Origin of the sequence: Rhodococcus sp. PvR099 (genome assembly GCF_017833315.1) — a bacterium.
Taxonomy (GTDB): Bacteria; Actinomycetota; Actinomycetes; order Mycobacteriales; family Mycobacteriaceae; genus Rhodococcus_G; species Rhodococcus_G oryzae.
The window spans coordinates 478,606-498,458 of the sequence record NZ_JAFIBV010000001.1 but is presented as its reverse complement, the minus strand read 5'-3'; the positions used below and the strand labels follow the sequence as shown (position 1 = coordinate 498,458).

The following is a 19,853-nucleotide window of genomic DNA, read 5'->3' as shown; positions in this document are numbered from 1 at the left end:
TCAGTCGAGGCTCGCATACGATCACGACTTTGTCGACTAGGAAACCATCGTTGTGACACAAGTCACTATCATGATCGCGGAAGCCCCTGCATCTATTGTGGCAACCCCCCACTCGTGCTGTAGTGAATACCCCGGGGGTATTTCCGACATCTTCTGGGAAGTCTCATGCACTTTGTCTATTGAAAGGCAAACCTAACTTGACTATCTCGGCCAACCCCTCGCATTGGTTCCGCACCTTCGGCACGACCCCTGACCCCGCGGCTCGACTCGTCTGCTTCCCGCATGCCGGCGGGTCGGCAACCTATTTCCGACCGCTCTGGTCAGCGCTACCCGCATCAATCCAGCTGGAGTCGGTCCAGTACCCGGGCCGACAGGACCGCCGGAACGAACCGTTCGCGGATACCGTGACCGGCCTCGCTGGACTGATCACCAACGCATTCGAGTGGCGCGACGACGTACCCACCGCGTTCTTCGGACACAGCATGGGAGCAACGGTGGCGTTCGAGGTTGCGCGACGGCTGGAACAGCGCGGACGAAACCTGTTGGTGCTCTTCGCCTCCGGTCGTCGAGCGCCCACCTTCTCACCTTCGGACCCAGTGCGACTCGATACCGATGCCGATGTGCTAGCCGAGCTGCGGCGACTCGGCGGCACGGATGCCGCCCTACTCGACGACGACGATGTGATGCAGATGATCCTGCCCGCCGTCCGAAACGACTATCAAGCCGCCGAGGCGTACCGCTATCAGCCCGGCCCCTCCGTGTCGTGTCCGATCGTCGCACTGCATGGCAGCGACGATTGCCGGGTCTCGTCCGTCGAGGCCGACGGTTGGCGGAACCACACGAGCGACACCAGCTTTAGGTACGAACTCAACGGCGGCCACTTCTACTTGGACACAGAGTATTCCGCGGTCGCGCGCCTCGTCGAGCAGCACCTCGGCGTGACCCCGGAAGGGCATACGCGGCAGTCAGATGTTCACGCCTAGAACGATCCTCTATATTTACAGAGCTTCTAGCCTGCCGGACATGGCGGCCAGGCATATCCCTCGTCGAATGAGGTACTCGAATGCACGAACATCGTTATGACGTGGTCATCGTCGGTGCCGGCGGCGCCGGCATGCGCGCAGCCATCGAGGCCGGCCCTCGGGTGCGCACCGCGGTCCTGACCAAGCTCTACCCCACCCGCAGCCACACCGGCGCGGCCCAGGGCGGCATGTGCGCCGCGCTGGCGAACGTGGAGGAAGACAACTGGGAGTGGCACGTCTTCGACACCGTCAAGGGCGGCGACTATCTCGCGGACCAGGACGCGGTCGAGATCATGGCCAAGGAGGCCATCGACGCGGTCCTCGACCTCGAGAAGATGGGTCTGCCGTTCAACCGGACCCCCGAGGGCAAGATCGACCAGCGCCGCTTCGGTGGGCACACCCGTGACCACGGCAAGGCCTTGGTGCGCCGTGCGTGTTACGCCGCGGACCGCACCGGTCACATGATCCTGCAGACGCTCTACCAGAACTGCGTCAAGCATGACGTCGAGTTCTTCAACGAGTTCTACGCGCTCGACATCGCGCTGACGGAGACCGAGGAGGGCCCCGTCGCGACGGGCGTCATCGCCTACGAGCTCTCCACCGGCGAGATCCACGTCTTCCATGCCAAGTCCATCGTGTTCGCCACCGGCGGCTCGGGACGCATGTACAAGACCACCTCCAACGCCCACACCCTCACCGGTGACGGCATGGGCATCATCTTCCGCAAGGGCCTGCCCCTGGAGGACATGGAGTTCCACCAGTTCCATCCGACAGGCCTCGCGGGCCTTGGCATCCTGATCTCGGAGGCCGTCCGAGGCGAGGGCGGCATCCTCCGCAACGCGGACGGTGAGCGCTTCATGGAGCGCTACGCCCCCACCATCAAGGACCTCGCGCCCCGCGACATCGTGGCCCGTTCCATGGTGCTCGAGGTGCTCGAGGGTCGCGGCGCAGGCCCGAACAAGGACTACGTCTACATCGACGTGACCCACCTCGGCGAGGAGGTGCTCGAGGAGAAGCTCCCCGACATCACCGAGTTCGCCCGCACCTACCTGGGCGTCGACCCGGTCACCGAGCTGGTGCCCGTGTACCCGACCTGCCACTACGTGATGGGCGGCATCCCCACCAAGATCCGCGGTGAGGTGCTTCGCAACAACGACGACATCGTTCCCGGCCTGTACGCCGCGGGCGAGTGCGCCTGCGTCTCCGTGCACGGCGCGAACCGTCTCGGCACCAACTCGCTGCTCGACATCAACGTGTTCGGCCGTCGCGCCGGCATCGCGGCCGCCGAGCACGCCGAGAACACCGACTTCGTGCCGCTGCCGGAGAACCCGGCGAAGATGGTCGAGGAGTGGCTCGCGGTCATCCTCTCCGACCACGGCAGCGAGCGGGTCGCGGACATCCGCACCGAGCTGCAGCAGACCATGGACAACAACGCGTCCGTGTTCCGCACCGAGACCACGCTGAGCAACGCACTCAAGGACGTCCGCGCCCTCAAGGAGCGGTACAACCACATCACCGTGCAGGACAAGGGCAAGCGCTACAACAGCGACCTGCTCGAGGCCGTCGAGCTCGGCTTCCTGCTGGAGATGGCGGAGGTGACCGTCGTCGGTGCGCTCAACCGCAAGGAAACCCGCGGCGGCCACGCACGCGAGGACTACCCCGACCGCGACGACGTCAACTTCATGCGCCACACCATGGCCTACAAGACGAACCCTGGACAGATCTCCGAGATCCGTCTCGACTACAAGCCGGTTGTGCAAACCCGATACGAGCCAATGGTCCGGAAGTACTGACGACATCGCAGATCAGGGTACTTAAGGTAGTGCAGTTAGAACGCGCACACGGACCGCCACTATCGCGTCGCGCGTCCACCGAGTCCCCGGTGTGGAGTCCGCAGTCATGCCGAACTACGTCAGCAACGTCGAGGAGCATTGATGACCCCCGCACGAGAAGTTACGTCCCCTAAACGGGAAGATACGCCGACGATCTCCCGGCGCGAAGCTATCTGCGAAGCTGCCGTGGATCTCGCTGCCGAAGGCGGCAACAAGGCTGTGACGCATCATGCGATCGACGATCGTCTCGGCATCGCACGCGGTTCGACCTCTTACTACTACCGAACCCGCCAGAAACTGCTCAACGCCACGATTCTCCATCTGGCAACAGCATCGGGTCGAGACTTTCGCGCCACTATGGACGCACACGAGCCCAGTAACGAATCGATCGATGACGCGGCCGAGCTGATGGCCAAGCATCTGGATACCCTACTGGGTACCCGTCGCCGCCACGCGCTCGCCCGCTATGCGCTCGCAGTCGACACTGCCGAAGACGTGGAGCTTCACAGCGCACTCGCGGCGTGCCTGTTCTCGGTCCCGGCCGCCCAAGCCCTGCTATCCATGCTCGGCACACCCGACCCGGCTACAGCCACCCGCGATCTCCTCAGCTTGCTTGAAGGACTGCTGTTCGACCGCATCTACGGGACGCGCTCGCGCCCCGAAATTCACGCCGGCACAGCCGAGAGCCTCGAAGATCTCCGACGGACGATCCGGCTGTGGCTCACGGCCCTCAGGTACAGCGACCATCTCATCAACCTGGGCAATAGTTCTTCATAGCGAGAAGCAATGAAGACCAACAATTCTATTGAGGAAACACTCATGGTAACAGTCGACCCTTCGACAATTGAAGAATTGCAAGTAGATGACACGAAACGGGGCTTGGGATTCGCACTCCTCGCACTGAGTGCCGCAGGACTCATAGTGTCGCTGCAGCAAACCGTTGTTATCCCGCTGCTTCCGCAACTCGCAACCCAGCTGCACACCAATGTCGCCGGCGTGACATGGCTTTTCACCGGAGCCCTTCTCGCCGGCGCCGTCGCTACTCCGTTGCTTTCGCGCTTCGGCGATATGTACGGCAAGAAGCGAATGATCCTGCTTTGTATGTGCACATTGATTGCTGGCTCGATCATATGCGCATTCGCAAACTCCCTGGGCACTTACATTGCCGGTAGGTCATTGCAGGGAATTTCCGCGGCGATGATCCCACTGGCAATCGGCCTCATCCGCGACCTGTTTCCCCGTGAGCGACTAACGACGGCGATCGGCGTGGTCAGCGGGACTATTGGGGTCGGCGGCACCGTGGGAATGCTGATCACCGGCCTCATCGCGAACGAGACCACGAATCCGCATCCGGTCTTCTGGCTCACTGCAGGACTCGGCGTGGCCGCGACCGCGCTGATCGCGACGACCATCAAGGACGTGGGCGTTCGACATGGCGGTAAGCCCGACTACGCCGGTGCGATCCTTTTGGCAACGCTGCTGGTGTGTCTGCTGCTCGCGATCAGCGAGGGCCCACAATGGGGTTGGACCTCCCGGAGCGTTGTCGGATTGTTCGGGGCCGCCACCGTGCTCTGCGTGATATGGATCCTCGTGGAGCTGAAGGTAAGCCAACCGCTGGTACGCCTACCTCTCCTCGTCGGCGCAAAGTCGTTGTCGGCCAACCTCGCCTCGGCCTTTCTAGGCTTTGCGATGTTCGGATTCATCTCGCTCATGTCGAACTTCGTCCAGACACCCCACGAAAAGTTCGGCTATGGCCTGTCCGGTTCCGTGCTGGCCGTAGGACTCTACGGAGTACCGACCGCCGTGCTGATGACCTTCTTCTCCTTCCAGGCCGGCCGTATCGTGGCTCGGATCGGCGCCGCGTACACCTTGGCGATCGGCGCGGCGTTCGCGGGAAGTGCGTCATTGTGGCTGGCTGCATTCAACACTCATGGATACGACATGGTTATCTCGAATATTTTACAGGGAACCGGATTCGGAATCGGCTATGCGGCGCTAGGAACATTGGCAGTGCAACACGTGTCGATGGGCGAGAGCGGCATTGCCAGCGGCATCAACGCATTGGTGCGCACGGCAGGCGGAAGCATTGCAGGGGCTCTCACCGCATCGATTCTGAGTGCCTACACCATTGCTGGCACCGATTTTCCAACTCTGCACGGATATATAATCAGCTTTACCATACTCGGCGTCGGGGCTTTGATTGCCGCCGCAATCGCTGTCGGTCACGGACTGAAGTACCGTGGCGAATGAATTGAAATATCTTGGTCACCTGGCGCTTCCGACTTGTTGGAGGTCTGGGTTGACCGATCGGGACCGTGTCGGTGATTGATCGAGGCCTCGCGCCCTTGTGCACAGGGTGTTCTCTACGCATCCATCAGCGGCGAGGTCGCGAGCATGCCCCAGAGTGGTCCAATGCTGTTCGGTCTCGACGGTGTGGTCGTCGCGCCGGCGCGTGGATCCATCCCGATAATTGCCCGGACGCTCCACGTGGTGGGCGGCCCCGCGGCAGGTCAGGTGTGCCAGTCGTGCGCGACCGTCTCGGTTCGGTCGAAAGGGTCGGTGATCACCCGTCCCGCGAGATCAGGATCGGTACAACCGGCCGGCAATCGAGTGACGTAGGCGGAAATGGTTGTGCAGCAAAGCCTCGTGCGACCGCGATTGTTCACCGAGTCGATGGCCGCAGCTCCCGCGGCTGCCCGGGTCATAGTGCGAGCGAAGACTAGCGATTGCTCTGGCGGTCCTTGACGGCGACCGCTCCGTCGAAGCCGCCGAGGCCGCATACGGGTGCTCGCGGAGCACCTGTCACCGGGCCGTATCGCTACCGCCGACCCGGTACTCGTCACCGAGGCCGGCGCCGTCGTCGTTCTCGGTATCGACGACGCCCACCGCGGAAGCGAAGTGGGAGACCTGCGCCGAGACAGGGACACAGGGTGGCCGGTCAACACTGTCGGCGATCGGGGCCTGTTGACTCAGGTGAATGGGCGTACCTCGGTGTCGGTGACCGACTAGTTCGACGCCCGCGACGACGGCGGGAAGGCACAGATCAGCCACTTCGCGGTCGAAGTGTTGACGGTTTACGCGAAAGCGGACGCTACGGCCTGCCACACACGCAACTGATCGTGGACTGGTTTCCACCTGGCGAAGAATGCCAAATGAGGTGGCCGACACCGTCCACCGACGTGTCACGCACGAGCAGCGGTGCTGGCGGGGCCGCAAGAGCGACATCGAATGGATCAATCGTCGCCGACCTATGGTGTCGACAACGAGCTCGTTCTGCAGGACGCGGCTGACGTCGACGGCCTCTTACCCTGGCCGATCGTCGAGGCCAGATCACCTGCGGCATCAGCGCCCTGGGAGTAATAGGTGATGGTGAGACCTGGCGCCCGGGCAGGACGTTACTACCTCCGACTGCACCTGCTATGCCTTGTCGAGTGCGTCGGCTATGTCCCTATGCAGCCTGGCAAACGACGGGCGGGATCACCGGTAACCACGCGCCGCCGCGGGGCGAATTAATGGACACCGCGCCCCGCGTCAGCCGCAGACAGTGACCGACTAGAGCAACTGCGTGGCCATCATTCCTCAGCACTGAGTGTCGTTCCGCATCATGACGTTGGGCTCGCGGGTACCAGCTGCCAAGGAAGCAAGGTCCACTCAGGGAGCTATCGCGAGTTCGGCAATGTCGGGATCGATGCGGCAGAGTTGACCGAGTCGGCTCCTGATTCGTTCGATGTCGACGGGGAGTTGTGCGCCGTGAGTAAGGGTGTCCAGGGGCATGGTTGCAAGGAACACGGTGGTGACATCACGGTCGTAGAGCACGTCGATGACGTTGGCGAAGCGTTGCACTGGCTCGCGCCCAGCGGCACGCAGGTCGGGCACGTCGCTCACCACCCACTGCCGGAACTCTTTCGCCAGTGCGAGGTAGTCGACTGGGGCGGTGGTCTTCTCACACAGGTCGACGAAATCGATCCACAGGCATCCATCACCCGCCCGCCGCACGCGGATGGGGTGTCCAGCTGGAGCAAGTGTCCGGTGTTCGTTAGGGGTTGGCGGATAGAGGCCAAGCTGCTCGAGTTGTTCCGGTGTACCGGGGTTAACCCACGATCCGGCAGCGAATCCAGCCTCGTGGCCGGAGACGGTTCGGTAGTCGACGGAACCATCGACGGTGAGGACCGTCACGGACTGCTCAATCAGCTCAATGGTGGGCACGAAGTCGTGGTGAAACAGAGGGTTGGGCAGCAAAGAATGAGGCGGATAGTTCGAGGTCAAGATTACCCGGACATCCCGGTCGAACAGGGCGGGCAGGAGACGGGCGATGAACTTGCCGTCCGCGGGATCGTGAACGTGAAACTCGTCGAAGCACACAACGTCCAATTGACCGAGAAGATCGTCCAGGGCGGCCGAAAGGTTATTGTTACGCCTCCGGATTGCCAGGTGCAGGTCGCGGAAGAACTCGTGGAAATGGATCCGCGCTTTCCGATTAGTCGGCAGCGCAGCGAAATACGTCGCCATCAACCAACTCTTCCCCCGACCTACAGGCCCCCACAGGTACAGGTTTCGATCATCTTCCGCGAGGGCATCCGCAGCTCGCTGTTGCGCAGCATCGAGTGCAAACCCGAGTTCTTCTGCCGCTCTGTCGAATACAGCAAGGTCTACGCATACCTGACGGCTTGACTGTGAAGCTCGGCGAGTCCATCGCATACCGAGACTCTAACATCGTAGAGTCTCGCAAGGATTGAGATATGGCTCACCGTCGCTCCCGTCGTGACGACACACATGCCTCGACTTGGCCCGGGGTTCGACCTCGTCCTAGTGCCGCATCCGCCGCCCTTTGGTGCCCACTGCTACCGCGCACCTGAAATGCCGCTCTCGTGAGACTTCCTCGATGCTGTCCCGTCGCTCCCGCCGGCAACGACCTGATCGCAGCCCAGCTCGAAACGCTTCTGACAGAAGGACGTCGAGACGTCCTCGCCACGAAGGCGCTGGTAGCCGACGCGACGGTCGTTGACGAACACGGGAGGGCCCGGCATCGCTCCTATTTCTCGCTCCCAACAGCGACGGAACTGATGGGCTTCCTGGCCCTGCCCAACCCGCAGGCTGCCGCACGTGACGTCATCAGCCTGGTCGATTGGCTGGTGGTCCCCATACTTTCGTGGCACGGCTGCTCGGCGCGGACACTTCGATCACCGATTAGACCGAGCCACAGCGGGCTCCCATCCAGCCGTAAATCGATGCACTCGGCAGGGGCCAATGACACCCGCAAGATGAATACGAGCTCCGTGGCCAGGATCTGTCATCCGTGCGCCATCCTCGGGAATGCGCGTGGGAGTCCGATTCGACAGCTCTTCGTGTAGCCGAATGATGTCGTATACCCGCTAGTAGCTGTGGACGTCTTGCAACGCTCTGTACCTACCTATCTGCTGACCGGCGGCCAACGCAACACTCGCGCGTACATCGCACATCGCCGAACGTGACATATCAACAACGCATTCCAGGCGATGCACACAAAAGAGGCTCACCACACACTAGAACTGGTACAGCTCAAAGCCGACGGCACGATCGGCCGCGAAACCGTCCCTCGGACCGGTTGCCATCTCGATCTGCGCCCGCGCCTGGTCCAGCACCGGGACGTCGCTGAGCGCCTGCAGATACCGACCGTGTTCGGCGAGCGACGCCACCGCGGTGTCCACCGTGCCACTGACGTCGACGGCGTGCGTTGCCCCGACCATCACATTGACCGCCACCCACCGCACACCCGTCCACCGCGGTTCGGTGAGCTCGGGAAAGATCCACTCGTTGGCCGCGTCGGACACCGCGTCGAGCACGCTCTGCCCGAGCGCCCGATGGTCGGCGCTGTTGAGGAAGCCCGGCCCCCAGGTCTCGCGATGATTCATGGTGAGCACGAATTCGGGCCGATGCCGCCGGATCGCCGCCGCCAGATCGCGTCGCAGGTCCAGCCCCTCCTGGAGCCTGCCGTCCGGGTGGCCGAGGAAGTCGACCTCGTCGACACCGACGACGGCCGCCGAGCGACGTTCCTCCTCCTCGCGCAGCGGCCCACACTCGGCGGGCGGCAGGCCCGCGATGCCCGCCTCACCGCTGGTCGCGAGGACGTACCGGATGTCCTTGCCCTGTCCGGTCCAGCGGGCCACCGCCGCGGCGGCCCCGTACTCGATGTCGTCGGGGTGGGCGACGATGACGACGCCCCGCTTCCAGTCCTCGGGAATCGGCTCCATGCGCCTCAGCATGCCCGGCCCCGGGCGGTACCGCGCGGCGCCGCGCTAGAGCCGGGTGACGTCCTTCGTGTCGCTGTCGGACATCGCCTTGAAGAGCAGGTACAGCCCGAATACCACCGCACCGACGACCAGAACCCAGAACAGCCCCTTGACCAGCGCGCCGACCACGGCGAGCGCGATCCAGACGAGGGCGACAATACCTACGATCTTCCAGAACACCGGGTTCTCCGTTCACTCGATCCGACCGCCGCACTTGACGGCCCGATGCGTCCAGCCTGGCAGGACTCGATAAGAAAAGCACCAGCTCAGAGGCAAGATCAGGGAAAGATCAGGGTGATCCCTTAGGGCGCCGACGTCGCGGCGGTCCGGGTGAACACCGCGGGTACCTGCCGCTGGCATAGGCTCAGCGGGTTGTCCCCACGTACTCGCAAGGAGCTCGACCGCTCGTGTCTACACGCACCGCAGGCGCCCCCCGCAACACCGCTCGTGACCTCGCCCAGGTCGCGGTGTTCGCCGCCCTGATCATCGCCCTCGGGCTGCCCGGCACGATCACCATCGGCTCCTCCGGCGTCCCCATCACGCTGCAGACGCTGGGCGTGATGGTCGCGGGCGCGCTGCTGGGACCCCGCAAGGGCGTCCTGACCGTGCTCACCGTCATCGTGCTCGGTCTGGCCCTGCCGGTGCTCGCGGGCGGCCGGACCTCGCTCACCTCGCTGTCCAGCGTCACCGGTGGATTCCTCATCGGCTGGATTCCGGCGGTCGCGCTGATCGGCTGGCTCACCGTCAAGATGCTGCCCCGCTACAACGTCTTCATCGGCATCGTCATCAACGCGCTCGGCGGGATCGTGGTGATCTACGCCTTCGGCATCGCGGGCATGATGCTCCGCAGCGACCTCACCTTCTGGCAGGCCCTGAGCGCCAACGGCACCTTCGTGCCCGGCGACCTCCTCAAGGCCGTCATCGCGGCGGTCGTGGCCGCCCAGGTGCATCGCGCCTACCCGGCGCTGCTGACGTCGGCGGCACCCGCCCGCACGCCCGCCGACGCCGTCTAGTCCCGCCGATGCCCGAGATCCGCTTCGAGTCCGTCGCCCACCATTACGGCGAGCGCGCCGTGCTCGCGGGTGTCGACCTGGTCCTCACCGAGGCGCGGATCGGGGTCATCGGCGCGAACGGCAGCGGCAAGTCCACCCTGGCCCGGATGATCAACGGTCTGGTGACACCGAGTGGCGGTCGGGTCACGGTGGACGGCCTCGACACCGCGCGCGAGGGCCGCAAGGTGCGGCGCAAGGTCGGCTTCGTGTTCACCGACCCTGACCACCAGATCATCATGCCGACGGTCGCGGAGGACATCGCGTTCTCCTTGCGCCGCAGTTCGATTCCCGCCGCCGATCGGGCCGCCAGGGTCGCGACCGTGCTCGAGACGTTCGGACTGGCCGGGCACTCCGAGCACCCGACGCATCTGCTCTCCGGTGGCCAGAAGCAGCTGCTCGCCCTCGCCGCGATCATGGTCACCGACCCCGAGCTGATCGTCGCCGACGAGCCGACCACGCTGCTCGACCTGCGAAACACCAGACTGGTCGCCGAGACTTTCGCCGCGCTGAGCCAGCAGGTCATCGCGGTGACCCACCAGCTCGACCTGCTCGGCGACTTCGACCGGGTGCTGGTGATCGATTCGGGCCGGGTGGTCGCGGACGGCGCCCCGGACGAGGCGATCGGCTTCTACCGGCGACTGATCGGATGACCACGCTCGGCATCTACCACCCTGGCTCCTCGCTCCTGCACCGAGCGCCCGCAGGAGCCAAGCTCGCCTGCCTCGTCGTGGCGCTCATCGCGCTCGCGGCGGCGGTGCGCTCCCCCTGGCAACTCGTCCCCGCCGCGCTGCTGGTGGCGGCGGGATTCGCGACGGCGCGCATCCCATGGCGGCTCACCCTCGGGCAGCTGCGCCCGGCCATCTGGATGCTCCTGTTCGTCGGCGCCTTCCAGGTGATCTTCACCGGTTGGCAGCGCGCACTGGTGGTGTGCGGGGTGCTGCTGCTGTCGGTGGCGCTCGCCGCGCTGGTCACGCTCACCACGAGGGTGATGGACATGCTGGACGCGGTGGCGCGAATGCTGGCCCCGCTGAGGCGGTTCGGCGTCAACCCGGAGCGGGTGGGACTCGTGCTCGCCATGACCCTCCGGTGCATCCCCCTGCTCAGCGGCCTCGTCTCCGACGTGACGGAGGCGAGAAAGGCCAGGGGCCTGGGATTCTCGCTGCGCGCACTCGCGGTGCCGGTCGTGGTGGGCGCGCTGCGCACGGCCGACGCGATGGGCGAGGCACTGGCCGCGCGCGGCGTCGACGACTAGGCGCGGTGCCTGCGCCTGATCGCCTCGATCTCCTCGAGCGCCCCGGCCAACCCCTCCAAACGATCCGACGCCGACAGCATCTCGGACCGCTGCCTTTCGAGGGCTCCGAGCGAATCGGCCGTGGCAGGCACCGTCATCTTCGCCACGGAGGCGAGGAGCTCCTCGTACTGCTCCACGCCTGCCGACAGCCGGGCCGCCGTGGCCTCGATCGCGTCGCCGAGCTGCAGCCCGGCCGTCGTCGCACCCGCCCGTTCCATCGCGATGACGTCATCGGCGACCGCGAACAGCGCCTCGGCGGCCGACGCCGCGGTCTCGCCGATCTGCTCGATGTCCTCCTCCGCGACCAGCGCGGACCTGGTGAGCACTCCCAGCAGCTCCTGCAGACCCGTCTGTGCGCCGAGCAGCCGACCAACCGGCTCGCGTGCCGCCGACCCGACCGGTGGCAGTGCCCGTCGCGCCGGGGCGCGCGCGGGCAACGGAATCTCGTTGAGCCGCCGGTAGGTTCGCCATGCGGCGACCGCAGGAACCGCGAACAGCGCGGTGGCGCCGCCACCCACGATCAGCGACCATTCCGGCGCCGACGCCACGGCCAGGCCCACCGTGCCCACCGCCGAGGCACCCGAGACGGTGCCGTACCGCATCCGACGCCGATTGGCGCGGCGCCGCCTGCGGAGCAACTTCGCACGGGGATCGGACCATTTCCGCACGGCCGACGCCACCGACCCGCTCACGGTGCGGGCCGCCTCGGAAGCCGCGACCACGCTGGAGGCGCCGTTCGCCGCGACGGCGAAAAAGGCAGCGGCCGAACGGGAATCACTTCCCGCTCGGCCGCGCCTCGAACTCGTCATCTCACCCTCATCGGACCACGCGACTACTGCGCGGCAGGTCCCGCTGCATCGGGCTTGGCCGCCGGGGTGGCGGGTGCTGCCGGGGTGGCGGGGGCTGCGGCGGGGGTCGCCGTGCCGCCGGTGGGCAGCGCGTCGCCCTTCATCGAGGCCCGGATCTGCTCGAGCCGGCTGTGCCCGGCCATCTGGACGCTGGCCTGCTGGACCTCCATCATGCGGCCCTGCACCGAGTTCTGCGCCAGCTCGGCGGAACCGAGCGCATCCGCGTAACGACGCTCGATCTTGTCGCGGACCTCGTCCAGGTTCGGGGTGTTGCCCGGCGCGGAGAGCGTGCTGTCCATGGAGCGCAGCGAGTCGCTGACCTTCTCCTGCATCTTCGCCTGCTCGAGCTGGCTCAGCAGCTTGGTCCGCTCGGCGACCTTGGCCTGCAGGGCCATCGCGTTCTGCTCGACGGCCTTCTTGGCCTGGGTGGCGGCCTGCAGCGACTGGTCGTGCAGCGCCTTGAGGTCCTCGACGCCCTGCTCGGCGGTGACGAGCTGCGCGGCGAACGCCTCGGCGGCATTGGTGTACTGGGTGGCCTTCTCGACGTCACCGGCCGTGGCGGCCTGATCCGCCAACGTGACCGCCTGACGGGCATTGGCGTTGAGCTTCTCCACCTCGTCGAGCTGGCGGCTGAGCTTCATCTCCAGCTGGCGCTGGTTACCGATCACCGACGCGGCCTGCTGGGAAAGTGCCTGGTGCTGACGCTGCGCGTCCTCGATCGCCTGCTGAATCTGAACCTTCGGGTCGGCCTTCTCGTCGATCTTCGCATTGAAGAGCGCCATCAGGTACTTCCATGCCTTGACGAACGGATTAGCCATGGGTTGATCCTGCCTCCATTTGATGCGCCGCGCGATGCGCGACCCGATGCGCGACCGTCACGCACCGGAACACGGGCACTGCCCTACCTGCTGGTCGGACCCACCAGTCGAGCACTGGTGGTCACACACAAATCTATCGGTTCGGACGACCGCTGGCATCCTCGCCACGGCCCAATTGTCAAGAACTTATGCGGCGGCGAGCGCGGTGGCGTTCGGAGCCGGGATCACCATGCGGGTGTCCTCGGCGATGCGTGGCGAACCGCCTGCCACACCGGGGGTCGCGCTCGCGGGGGCCACGTTGGAGTTCGCCGGGGCGCCGCGATCGGCGGCGGAATCCGACAGCGACTCGCTGACGTCGTACAGAACCTCGGACAGGGGCACTTCGAGGGCATCGCAAATGGCCGCCAGCAGCTCGCTGGAGGCCTCCTTGCGCCCGCGTTCCACCTCGGAGAGATAGCCCAGGCTCACCCGCGCCGTGCCCGAGACCTCACGCAGGGTTCGGCTCTGCGAGACCCTCGCACGCCGCAGACTGTCACCGATTGCTTCACGCAACAGCACCGCCATGTGGCTCCTCCTTCATCTCCGCCCAACAGCTTGTTCAACGCCCGAGGGTTCCGAAATGGTTCCCGGTGGCCGCGGCTTGAGCAAACCGAGCCTATCCCGCCGCGGCCGCGCGCATGCGGACTAGGAGTGCCGACACGGCCGATCTGACCGCGCCGCTCCGAATCGCCCACCGATCACCGGCGAGTTCGAGCCGCTCCGCCGAGACCCCGTCGGGTCCGGCGATACCGAGGTAGACCGTGCCGACCGGCCTGCCATCCTGCGGGTCGGGTCCCGCGACACCGGTCAAACCCACACCCCAGTCGGCCCCGCACCGGGCCTGCGCGCCCACCGCCAGCGCCCTGGCCGTGCTCGCGGCGACAGGACCGTCCGAGGCCAGCACCGCGGGATCGACGCCCGCGAGGCCGGCCTTGAGATCTGTCGCGTACACCACCAGGCCGCCGCGCAGCACCAGGCTCGCGCCCGGAATACCGGCGATGGTGGCCGCGAGCAGCCCCGCGGTCAGCGACTCCGCGGTGGCGACCGTCTGGCCCCGCGAGGTGAGAGCGGACACCAGATCAGCCGCCTCGGTCCCGGCGACCAAGGGGTCGGTCATCGCCCGGGTTCGTGCGGGTGAACGCCTGCCCTGAGGCGAACCGCCTGGATCACGTAGTCCAGTCCGGTCACGACCGTGAGGAAGACCGCCAGGCCCATCGCGATCGCGCTCACCGTCGCCCAACCGGCGGGCAGCGGCAGCAGATACATGCCGATGGCAAGGGATTGCACGAGCGTCTTGAGCTTGCCGCCCCGTCCCGCGGGAATCACTCCGTGCCGCAGGACCGCGAAACGCATCAGGGTGATCCCGAGTTCGCGGGCCGCGATGATCGCCGTGACCCACCAGCTGAGATCGCCGAGCACCGACAGCCCCACCAGTGCGGCACCGATCAGGGCCTTGTCGGCGATGGGATCGGCGAGCTTGCCGAAGTCGGTGACGAGTCCGTACTTCCGCGCGAGCTGGCCGTCGATCCGGTCTGTGATCGCCGCGACCGCGAAGACGATCGTGGCGATGATCCGCCAGAAGGTCGAGTGCCCGCCGTCCATGAACAGCGTCACCAGGAAGACCGGGACCAGGAAGATGCGGAGCACGGTGAGGATGTTGGCGATGTTGACCACGGGCACCGGCTTCTCGTGCGGCACGCCGCCGGAGACCGATGCCACCTCAGTCCCCGAGTCCCGGCGCCCGCCGGACGCCATCTCGTCGTGCGACTGCGCGGTCACCGGGCCGCCACCCACGCAGCGCGAGACGCCACCCCGTAGAAGAGGGTTTCGTCGCGGGAGCTGTCCAATCGGGCGGGCACATGGCTAAGAATATCGGTTGGCTCCATGACTACTCTTCACCACATGACCTCTGGGCCCATGACCTCCGATCCAGACGCTCCGACCGTCCGCCGCGCGCGAACCTCCGACGTGCCGCAGATCAAGCGCCTGATCGACATCTACGCGGGCCGGATCCTGCTCGAGAAGAACCTCGTGACCCTCTACGAGGCCGTTCAGGAGTTCTGGATCGTCGAACTCGACGGCGAGGTGATCGGTTGTGGCGCACTGCATGTCCTGTGGGCCGACCTCGGCGAGGTACGCACGGTCGCCGTCGACCCGAAGGTCAAGGGCCGCGGCATCGGGCACCTCGTGGTCGCACAGCTCGTCCAGGTCGCGCGCGAGCTCGAACTCGGGCGCGTGTTCGTGCTCACCTTCGAGGTCGACTTCTTCGGCAAGCACGGTTTCGTGGAGATCGAGGGGACCCCGGTGACCGCGGAGGTGTTCGGCGAGATGTGCCGGTCCTACGACACCGGCGTGGCGGAGTTCCTCGACCTCAGCTACGTGAAGCCGAACACGCTCGGCAACACCCGCATGCTCCTCACCCTCTAGAGACCCGCCAACCCCTCACCGAAAGCGAGCCCCCATGCCCATCGTCGCCGTCGAGTACACCTACAGCGAGGCCACCACCGCCGCCAGGGACGAGATCCGGCCCGACCACCGCGCGTGGCTGTCCGGACTGGTCGAGCGCGGCACCGTGCTGACCACGGGACCGTTCGCGGACGGCAGCGGCGCACTGATCCTGGCGACGGCCGAGGACGTCGCGGCCGTGCGCTCGCTCTTCACCAACGACCCGTTCGCCAAGGCCGGCCTCGTCGAGGCCGCACGGTTCACCGAATGGACGCCGGTGATGGGCGCATTCTCCTGATACAGCTGCGCCGCGGGTGGTGCGGTCACGAGTCCTCGGACTCCGTGATCGCGCCACCGCGGCGTCAGCGTATTGCTCGGCTTACTTGGCGGCGGTGTTGCGGGTCTTGAGCAGGCTCGCCACCGCGGTCACCACCAGCACACCGAGGATCACGAGCAGCGAGAATCCCGTGGAGATCACGGGGACGCTCACGGGCTCGCCGCCGTTGATGAACGGCAGGGTGTTCTCGTGCAGCGCGTGCAGCACCAGCTTCACGCCGATGAACGCGAGGATGATCGAGAGGCCGTAGGACAGGTACACCAGCCGCTCGAGCAGCCCGCCGATCAGGAAGTACAGCTGCCGCAGGCCCATCAGCGCGAACGCGTTCGCGGTGAACACGATGTACGGCTCCTTGGTGAGGCCGTAGATCGCCGGGATGGAGTCGAGCGCGAACAGGATGTCGGTGAACCCGATGGCGACGAGAGCCAGGAACAGGGGCGTGACCAGACGCTTGCCGTCGATCCTGGTGGTCAGCCGGTCGCCGTCGAACTCCTCGGTGGTCGGCAGGAACCGCTTGGCCAACGCGATGATCTTGCTCTCGCGTTCCTCCTCGACCTCCGCCTCGTGACCTGCCTCGCGGATCAGCTTGTACGCGGTGTAGACGAGGAAGATGCCGAACAGGTAGAAGACCCAGCTGTACGCGTTGATCGCCGCCGCGCCGACGGCGATGAAGGCACCGCGCATCACCAGGGCCATCACGATGCCGATCAGCAGCACCTTTTGTTGGTACTGACGGGGAATGGCGAAGGTCGACATGATGATCACGAACACGAACAGGTTGTCGACCGAGAGGGCCTTCTCGGTGACGTACCCGGCGAAATACTCACCGCCGTAGGTGCCGCCCCAGCCCCAGATGATCACGAAGCCGAACAGGATCGCGATGCAGATGTAGACGGCCGACCAGAAGGCGGATTCGCGGAAGGTGGGCTCGTGGGGGGTGCGCACGTGCGCGAAGAAGTCGAATACGAAGAGCCCCAGGATCACCAAGATGGTGACGATCCAGATGAGCGGAGTGACATGCATCAGCCAACGACCTCCGGTTGCCGATAGGTAGGGCACCGGAGGTCTCTCCCGCCGACGGTGCAGTCGACCGGCAACCCCGGAGCGGCAATGGTGCCGTTCGTGCTGACGAGGTTGCCACAGGAATGGGGGATACTCCCCTCCAAGGCCCGTTCATTCAACCACAACGCGGCCGGCCCGCCGGTCAGGCGCGAACCGTTCCGACTCAGTCCTCCGGCTCGGACTCCGGGTCCCCGCCGCGGATCGACCACAGCAGCCCGTCCAGCTCGTCAGGCTTGATCAGCACGTCGCGGGCCTTGGAGCCCTCGCTGGGGCCGACCACTCCCCTGGTCTCCATCAGGTCCATCAGGCGACCCGCCTTGGCGAAGCCGACCCGGAGCTTGCGCTGCAGCATGGAGGTCGACCCGAACTGGCTGGTGACCACCAGTTCGACCGCCTGCAGCAGCACGTCCATGTCGTCACCGATGTCGGGATCGACGTCCTTCTTGTCTGCCGCCTTCGAGGCCGTGACGCCCTCGGTGTACTCGGGCTCGGCCTGGTTCTTGGAGAAGTCGACGATCGCGGAGATCTCTTCGTCGGTGATGAAGGCGCCCTGCAGACGGGTCGGCTTGCCTGCCCCCATCGGCAGGAACAGCGCGTCGCCCATACCGATCAGCTTCTCCGCCCCCGGCTGGTCGAGAATGACCCGCGAGTCCGTGAGCGAGGACGTCGCGAACGCAAGGCGGGAGGGCACGTTGGTCTTGATCAGTCCGGTGACCACGTCCACCGACGGACGTTGGGTGGCCAGCACCAGGTGGATGCCCGCCGCGCGCGCCTTCTGCGTGATCCGGACGATCGCCTCCTCCACGTCCCTCGGCGCCGTCATCATCAGGTCCGCGAGCTCGTCGACGATGGCGAGGATGTACGGGTACGGCCGGTACACGCGCTCGCTACCGAGCGGCGCCGTGATCTCCCCCGAGCGGACCTTCTTGTTGAAGTCGTCGACGTGCCGGACCTTGTTGGCCTGCATGTCCTGGTAGCGCTGCTCCATCTCCTCGACCAGCCACGCCAGCGCGGCCGCCGCCTTCTTCGGCTGGGTGATGATCGGGGTGATGAGGTGCGGGATGCCCTCGTACGGAGTCAGTTCCACCATCTTCGGGTCGATCAGGATCATCCGGATCTCGTCCGGGGTGGCCCGGGCGAGCAGCGAGACCAGCATGGAGTTCACGAAGCTGGACTTACCCGAGCCCGTCGAACCCGCAACCAGCAGGTGTGGCATCTTCGCCAGGTTGGCGCTGACGAAGTTGCCCTCGATGTCCTTGCCGAGGCCGATCACCAACGGGTGGTGATCCTTCCGGGTCGACGGCGCCGACAGCACATCCGCCAGGCGCACCATCTCCCGGTCCGAGTTCGGCACCTCGATGCCCACCGCGGACTTGCCGGGAATCGGCGCGAGCAACCGGACGTTGTCGGTCGCCACGGCGTACGCGATGTTGCGGGCCAGGGCGGTGATCTTCTCGACCTTGACGCCGGGACCGAGCTCCACCTCGTATCGGGTGACCGTCGGGCCGCGGGTGAAACCGGTGACCGCGGCGTCGATCTTGAACTGCTCGAGCACCTCGGTGATGGCCTCGATCATGGTGTCGTTGGCCGAACTGCGGGTCTTCGGCGGATCGCCCTCGATCAGCAGCGACGTCGGCGGCAACGTGTAGTCGCCCTCGATGACGCGGTCCGGGATCAGCATCGCGGGCGTCGTGTCCTCGGCCGCGGCCGGGGCGGGGGTCGGCTTCGGCTTCGGCCGCGGTCGGGCCGGGGGCGCCGGAGCGGCGGGCGGCGCCGCGATGACCTCGGTGACCGCCTCGTTCGCGGTCTCCCCGACCGGGTAGTTCGCGGCGGGCCCCACCGGCTCCTCCACCGGGTAGCCGTCGGCGTCGAACAGGGCCGGGTCGAAGTCCGACGGGTCCTGGCGCGCCCGACGGGATCGGCGCGCCGGCCGCAGGTTTCGCAGGTCCTCGAGGTCGTCGTGCCCCAGGTCGTCGTGCCCGTGGTCGTAGCCGTCCTCCGGGTCGTACGGCTCGTACTCGTCGGCGTGCCCGTGCACGCCGAACAGCGTCCGCATCCGCTCCGGGACCTCACGGACGGTGGTGCCGGTGACAAGCAGGACCCCGAACCCCATCGCCAGGATCAGCAGCGGGATGGAGAGCCACATGGTGAGGCCGTCGGTCAGCGGTCCACCGATGACATATCCGAGGAACCCCGCCGCGCCGGCCCTGCCCTCCGCATCGACGGGCGCCCCGCTGATGACGTGCCACACGCCCAGCGCGGGCAAGCCGATCAGCAGCGAACCGAGGATCAGCCGTGGCCGCACCTCCGGGTGCGGTTCCGAACGCATCAGCACCACCGCGATCGCGCCCGCGATGATCGGCAGGACCGCGCCCGCGCCACCGAAAAGCGCCCGCACCCCGGTCTCGATCCAGTCCCCGACCGGGCCGCCCGCGGCGAACCACATGGCGGCCGCGACGATCGCGCTGCCCGCGACGAGGCCGAGCGCGATTCCGTCCCTGCGGTGTCCCGGCTCGATGTCGGCGGCCTTGCTGACCGTCCTCGTCGTCGCGCCGACGCCGCGCGCCATCAGGGCCCAGCCGCGGCCCAGCCCTCGCCCGGCGGCCTTGAGCGGGCTCACCGGCGCCTTGGCGGCCGGCTTGCGCCTCGCCGCCTGTGCGTTGCTGCGCGGCGCCGTCGGCCTCCGCGGGGTGGTCACCGTCTTGGTGGTCCGGCCGCCCGACCGCGCCTTCGAACCACCCGACGCCGACGATCCCGAGCTCGCGGAGGACCGCGGCGAGGATGACGCGCTCTTGGTAGTTCTGGTCCCGGTCTTACCTGCCATGCACGTCAGGTTAG

General features: G+C 66.2%; 19 protein-coding genes. 9 read left to right on the top strand and 10 right to left on the bottom strand.

The features are described 5' to 3' along the window. The first annotated feature begins 122 nt into the window (after positions 1-122). The 4 genes from JOE46_RS02405 (at position 123) to JOE46_RS02390 (ending at position 5,104) form a co-directional block, all read left to right on the top strand. Positions 123-983 (top strand): alpha/beta fold hydrolase, encoded by an 861-nt coding sequence (locus JOE46_RS02405; RefSeq protein ID WP_307861243.1) that lies wholly within the window; start codon positions 123-125, stop codon positions 981-983. Positions 984-1,063: 80 nt separating this feature from the next. Continuing rightward, entirely contained in the window at positions 1,064-2,815 is a 1,752-nt protein-coding gene (gene sdhA / locus JOE46_RS02400; RefSeq protein ID WP_209926105.1) for a succinate dehydrogenase flavoprotein subunit, read from the top strand. A 141-nt stretch (positions 2,816-2,956) separates the two neighbouring features. Continuing rightward, entirely contained in the window at positions 2,957-3,631 is a 675-nt protein-coding gene (locus tag JOE46_RS02395; RefSeq protein WP_209926103.1) for a TetR/AcrR family transcriptional regulator, read from the top strand. Between the two features lie 9 nt (positions 3,632-3,640). Further along, positions 3,641-5,104 carry an MFS transporter gene (locus tag JOE46_RS02390; RefSeq protein WP_245220903.1) on the top strand — a complete coding sequence of 488 codons (1,464 nt, stop codon included), beginning with the start codon at positions 3,641-3,643 and terminating at the stop codon, positions 5,102-5,104. Between the two features lie 1,401 nt (positions 5,105-6,505). Here JOE46_RS02390 and zapE read toward each other — a convergent pair. From zapE to JOE46_RS02375, 3 genes are all read right to left on the bottom strand, one after another. After that, complete coding sequence (gene zapE, locus JOE46_RS02385; protein WP_209926101.1) at positions 6,506-7,552, bottom strand: cell division protein ZapE; 1,047 nt, start codon at positions 7,550-7,552, stop codon at positions 6,506-6,508. Positions 7,553-8,376: 824 nt separating this feature from the next. Next, positions 8,377-9,084, bottom strand: a complete 708-nt coding sequence (locus JOE46_RS02380; RefSeq protein WP_209926100.1) for a PIG-L deacetylase family protein — start codon at positions 9,082-9,084, stop codon at positions 8,377-8,379. A 45-nt stretch (positions 9,085-9,129) separates the two neighbouring features. Beyond that, the gene (locus JOE46_RS02375) at positions 9,130-9,303 is read right to left on the bottom strand and encodes a hypothetical protein (RefSeq protein WP_169310579.1); all 174 of its coding nucleotides are present in this window, start codon (positions 9,301-9,303) and stop codon (positions 9,130-9,132) included. A 227-nt stretch (positions 9,304-9,530) separates the two neighbouring features. On the opposite strand from JOE46_RS02375, the gene JOE46_RS02370 reads away from it, so the two are divergent. From JOE46_RS02370 to JOE46_RS02360, 3 genes are read left to right on the top strand one after another with little or no spacing between them, the layout of a single operon-like run. Continuing rightward, the gene (locus tag JOE46_RS02370; RefSeq protein ID WP_136911573.1) at positions 9,531-10,136 is read left to right on the top strand and encodes a biotin transporter BioY; all 606 of its coding nucleotides are present in this window, start codon (positions 9,531-9,533) and stop codon (positions 10,134-10,136) included. Positions 10,137-10,144: 8 nt separating this feature from the next. Next, positions 10,145-10,825 carry an energy-coupling factor ABC transporter ATP-binding protein gene (locus JOE46_RS02365; protein ID WP_209926098.1) on the top strand — a complete coding sequence of 227 codons (681 nt, stop codon included), beginning with the start codon at positions 10,145-10,147 and terminating at the stop codon, positions 10,823-10,825. Further along, complete coding sequence (locus JOE46_RS02360) at positions 10,822-11,427, top strand: energy-coupling factor transporter transmembrane protein EcfT (RefSeq protein ID WP_097211195.1); 606 nt, start codon at positions 10,822-10,824, stop codon at positions 11,425-11,427. The genes JOE46_RS02365 and JOE46_RS02360 overlap by 4 nt, the downstream gene beginning before the upstream one ends. Here the strand turns inward: JOE46_RS02360 and JOE46_RS02355 are convergent. The 5 genes from JOE46_RS02355 to pgsA form a co-directional block, all read right to left on the bottom strand. After that, positions 11,424-12,275, bottom strand: coding sequence for a hypothetical protein (locus tag JOE46_RS02355; RefSeq protein WP_245220902.1), 852 nt, complete (start codon positions 12,273-12,275; stop codon positions 11,424-11,426). The genes JOE46_RS02360 and JOE46_RS02355 overlap by 4 nt on opposite strands. Before the next feature lie 23 nt (positions 12,276-12,298). After that, on the bottom strand, positions 12,299-13,132 hold the full coding sequence (locus JOE46_RS02350) for a PspA/IM30 family protein (RefSeq protein ID WP_097211193.1): 834 nt from the start codon (positions 13,130-13,132) through the stop codon (positions 12,299-12,301). A gap of 186 nt (positions 13,133-13,318) precedes the next feature. Then, positions 13,319-13,696, bottom strand: a complete 378-nt coding sequence (locus tag JOE46_RS02345) for a helix-turn-helix domain-containing protein (RefSeq protein ID WP_097211192.1) — start codon at positions 13,694-13,696, stop codon at positions 13,319-13,321. A 91-nt stretch (positions 13,697-13,787) separates the two neighbouring features. Continuing rightward, positions 13,788-14,288, bottom strand: coding sequence for a CinA family protein (locus JOE46_RS02340; RefSeq protein ID WP_097211191.1), 501 nt, complete (start codon positions 14,286-14,288; stop codon positions 13,788-13,790). Beyond that, entirely contained in the window at positions 14,285-14,950 is a 666-nt protein-coding gene (gene pgsA, locus JOE46_RS02335; protein ID WP_374102878.1) for a CDP-diacylglycerol--glycerol-3-phosphate 3-phosphatidyltransferase, read from the bottom strand. The genes JOE46_RS02340 and pgsA overlap by 4 nt, the downstream gene beginning before the upstream one ends. A 123-nt stretch (positions 14,951-15,073) precedes the next feature. On the opposite strand from pgsA, the gene JOE46_RS02330 reads away from it, so the two are divergent. Continuing rightward, positions 15,074-15,598 (top strand): amino-acid N-acetyltransferase, encoded by a 525-nt coding sequence (locus JOE46_RS02330; protein WP_077041355.1) that lies wholly within the window; start codon positions 15,074-15,076, stop codon positions 15,596-15,598. A 34-nt stretch (positions 15,599-15,632) separates the two neighbouring features. Beyond that, positions 15,633-15,914, top strand: coding sequence for a YciI family protein (locus JOE46_RS02325; RefSeq protein WP_097211190.1), 282 nt, complete (start codon positions 15,633-15,635; stop codon positions 15,912-15,914). Between the two features lie 81 nt (positions 15,915-15,995). On the opposite strand, the gene JOE46_RS02320 is transcribed toward JOE46_RS02325, so the two are convergent. Continuing rightward, on the bottom strand, positions 15,996-16,976 hold the full coding sequence (locus JOE46_RS02320; protein ID WP_097211189.1) for a TerC family protein: 981 nt from the start codon (positions 16,974-16,976) through the stop codon (positions 15,996-15,998). A 202-nt stretch (positions 16,977-17,178) separates the two neighbouring features. Then, the gene (locus tag JOE46_RS02315; protein WP_179800504.1) at positions 17,179-19,839 is read right to left on the bottom strand and encodes a DNA translocase FtsK; all 2,661 of its coding nucleotides are present in this window, start codon (positions 19,837-19,839) and stop codon (positions 17,179-17,181) included. Between the last annotated feature and the right edge of the window lie 14 nt (positions 19,840-19,853).

Coding starts and splice junctions, on each gene's coding strand:
- sdhA (WP_209926105.1), top strand. CDS start 1,064: ATGCACGAACATCGTTATGACGTGGTCATCGTCGGTGCCGGCGGCGCC.
- JOE46_RS02395 (WP_209926103.1), top strand. CDS start 2,957: ATGACCCCCGCACGAGAAGTTACGTCCCCTAAACGGGAAGATACGCCG.
- JOE46_RS02390 (WP_245220903.1), top strand. CDS start 3,641: ATGAAGACCAACAATTCTATTGAGGAAACACTCATGGTAACAGTCGAC.
- zapE (WP_209926101.1), bottom strand. CDS start 7,552: ATGCGATGGACTCGCCGAGCTTCACAGTCAAGCCGTCAGGTATGCGTA.
- JOE46_RS02380 (WP_209926100.1), bottom strand. CDS start 9,084: ATGGAGCCGATTCCCGAGGACTGGAAGCGGGGCGTCGTCATCGTCGCC.
- JOE46_RS02365 (WP_209926098.1), top strand. CDS start 10,145: ATGCCCGAGATCCGCTTCGAGTCCGTCGCCCACCATTACGGCGAGCGC.
- JOE46_RS02360 (WP_097211195.1), top strand. CDS start 10,822: ATGACCACGCTCGGCATCTACCACCCTGGCTCCTCGCTCCTGCACCGA.
- JOE46_RS02355 (WP_245220902.1), bottom strand. CDS start 12,275: ATGACGAGTTCGAGGCGCGGCCGAGCGGGAAGTGATTCCCGTTCGGCC.
- JOE46_RS02350 (WP_097211193.1), bottom strand. CDS start 13,132: ATGGCTAATCCGTTCGTCAAGGCATGGAAGTACCTGATGGCGCTCTTC.
- JOE46_RS02345 (WP_097211192.1), bottom strand. CDS start 13,696: ATGGCGGTGCTGTTGCGTGAAGCAATCGGTGACAGTCTGCGGCGTGCG.
- JOE46_RS02340 (WP_097211191.1), bottom strand. CDS start 14,288: ATGACCGACCCCTTGGTCGCCGGGACCGAGGCGGCTGATCTGGTGTCC.
- JOE46_RS02330 (WP_077041355.1), top strand. CDS start 15,074: ATGACCTCTGGGCCCATGACCTCCGATCCAGACGCTCCGACCGTCCGC.
- JOE46_RS02325 (WP_097211190.1), top strand. CDS start 15,633: ATGCCCATCGTCGCCGTCGAGTACACCTACAGCGAGGCCACCACCGCC.
- JOE46_RS02320 (WP_097211189.1), bottom strand. CDS start 16,976: ATGCATGTCACTCCGCTCATCTGGATCGTCACCATCTTGGTGATCCTG.
- JOE46_RS02315 (WP_179800504.1), bottom strand. CDS start 19,839: ATGGCAGGTAAGACCGGGACCAGAACTACCAAGAGCGCGTCATCCTCG.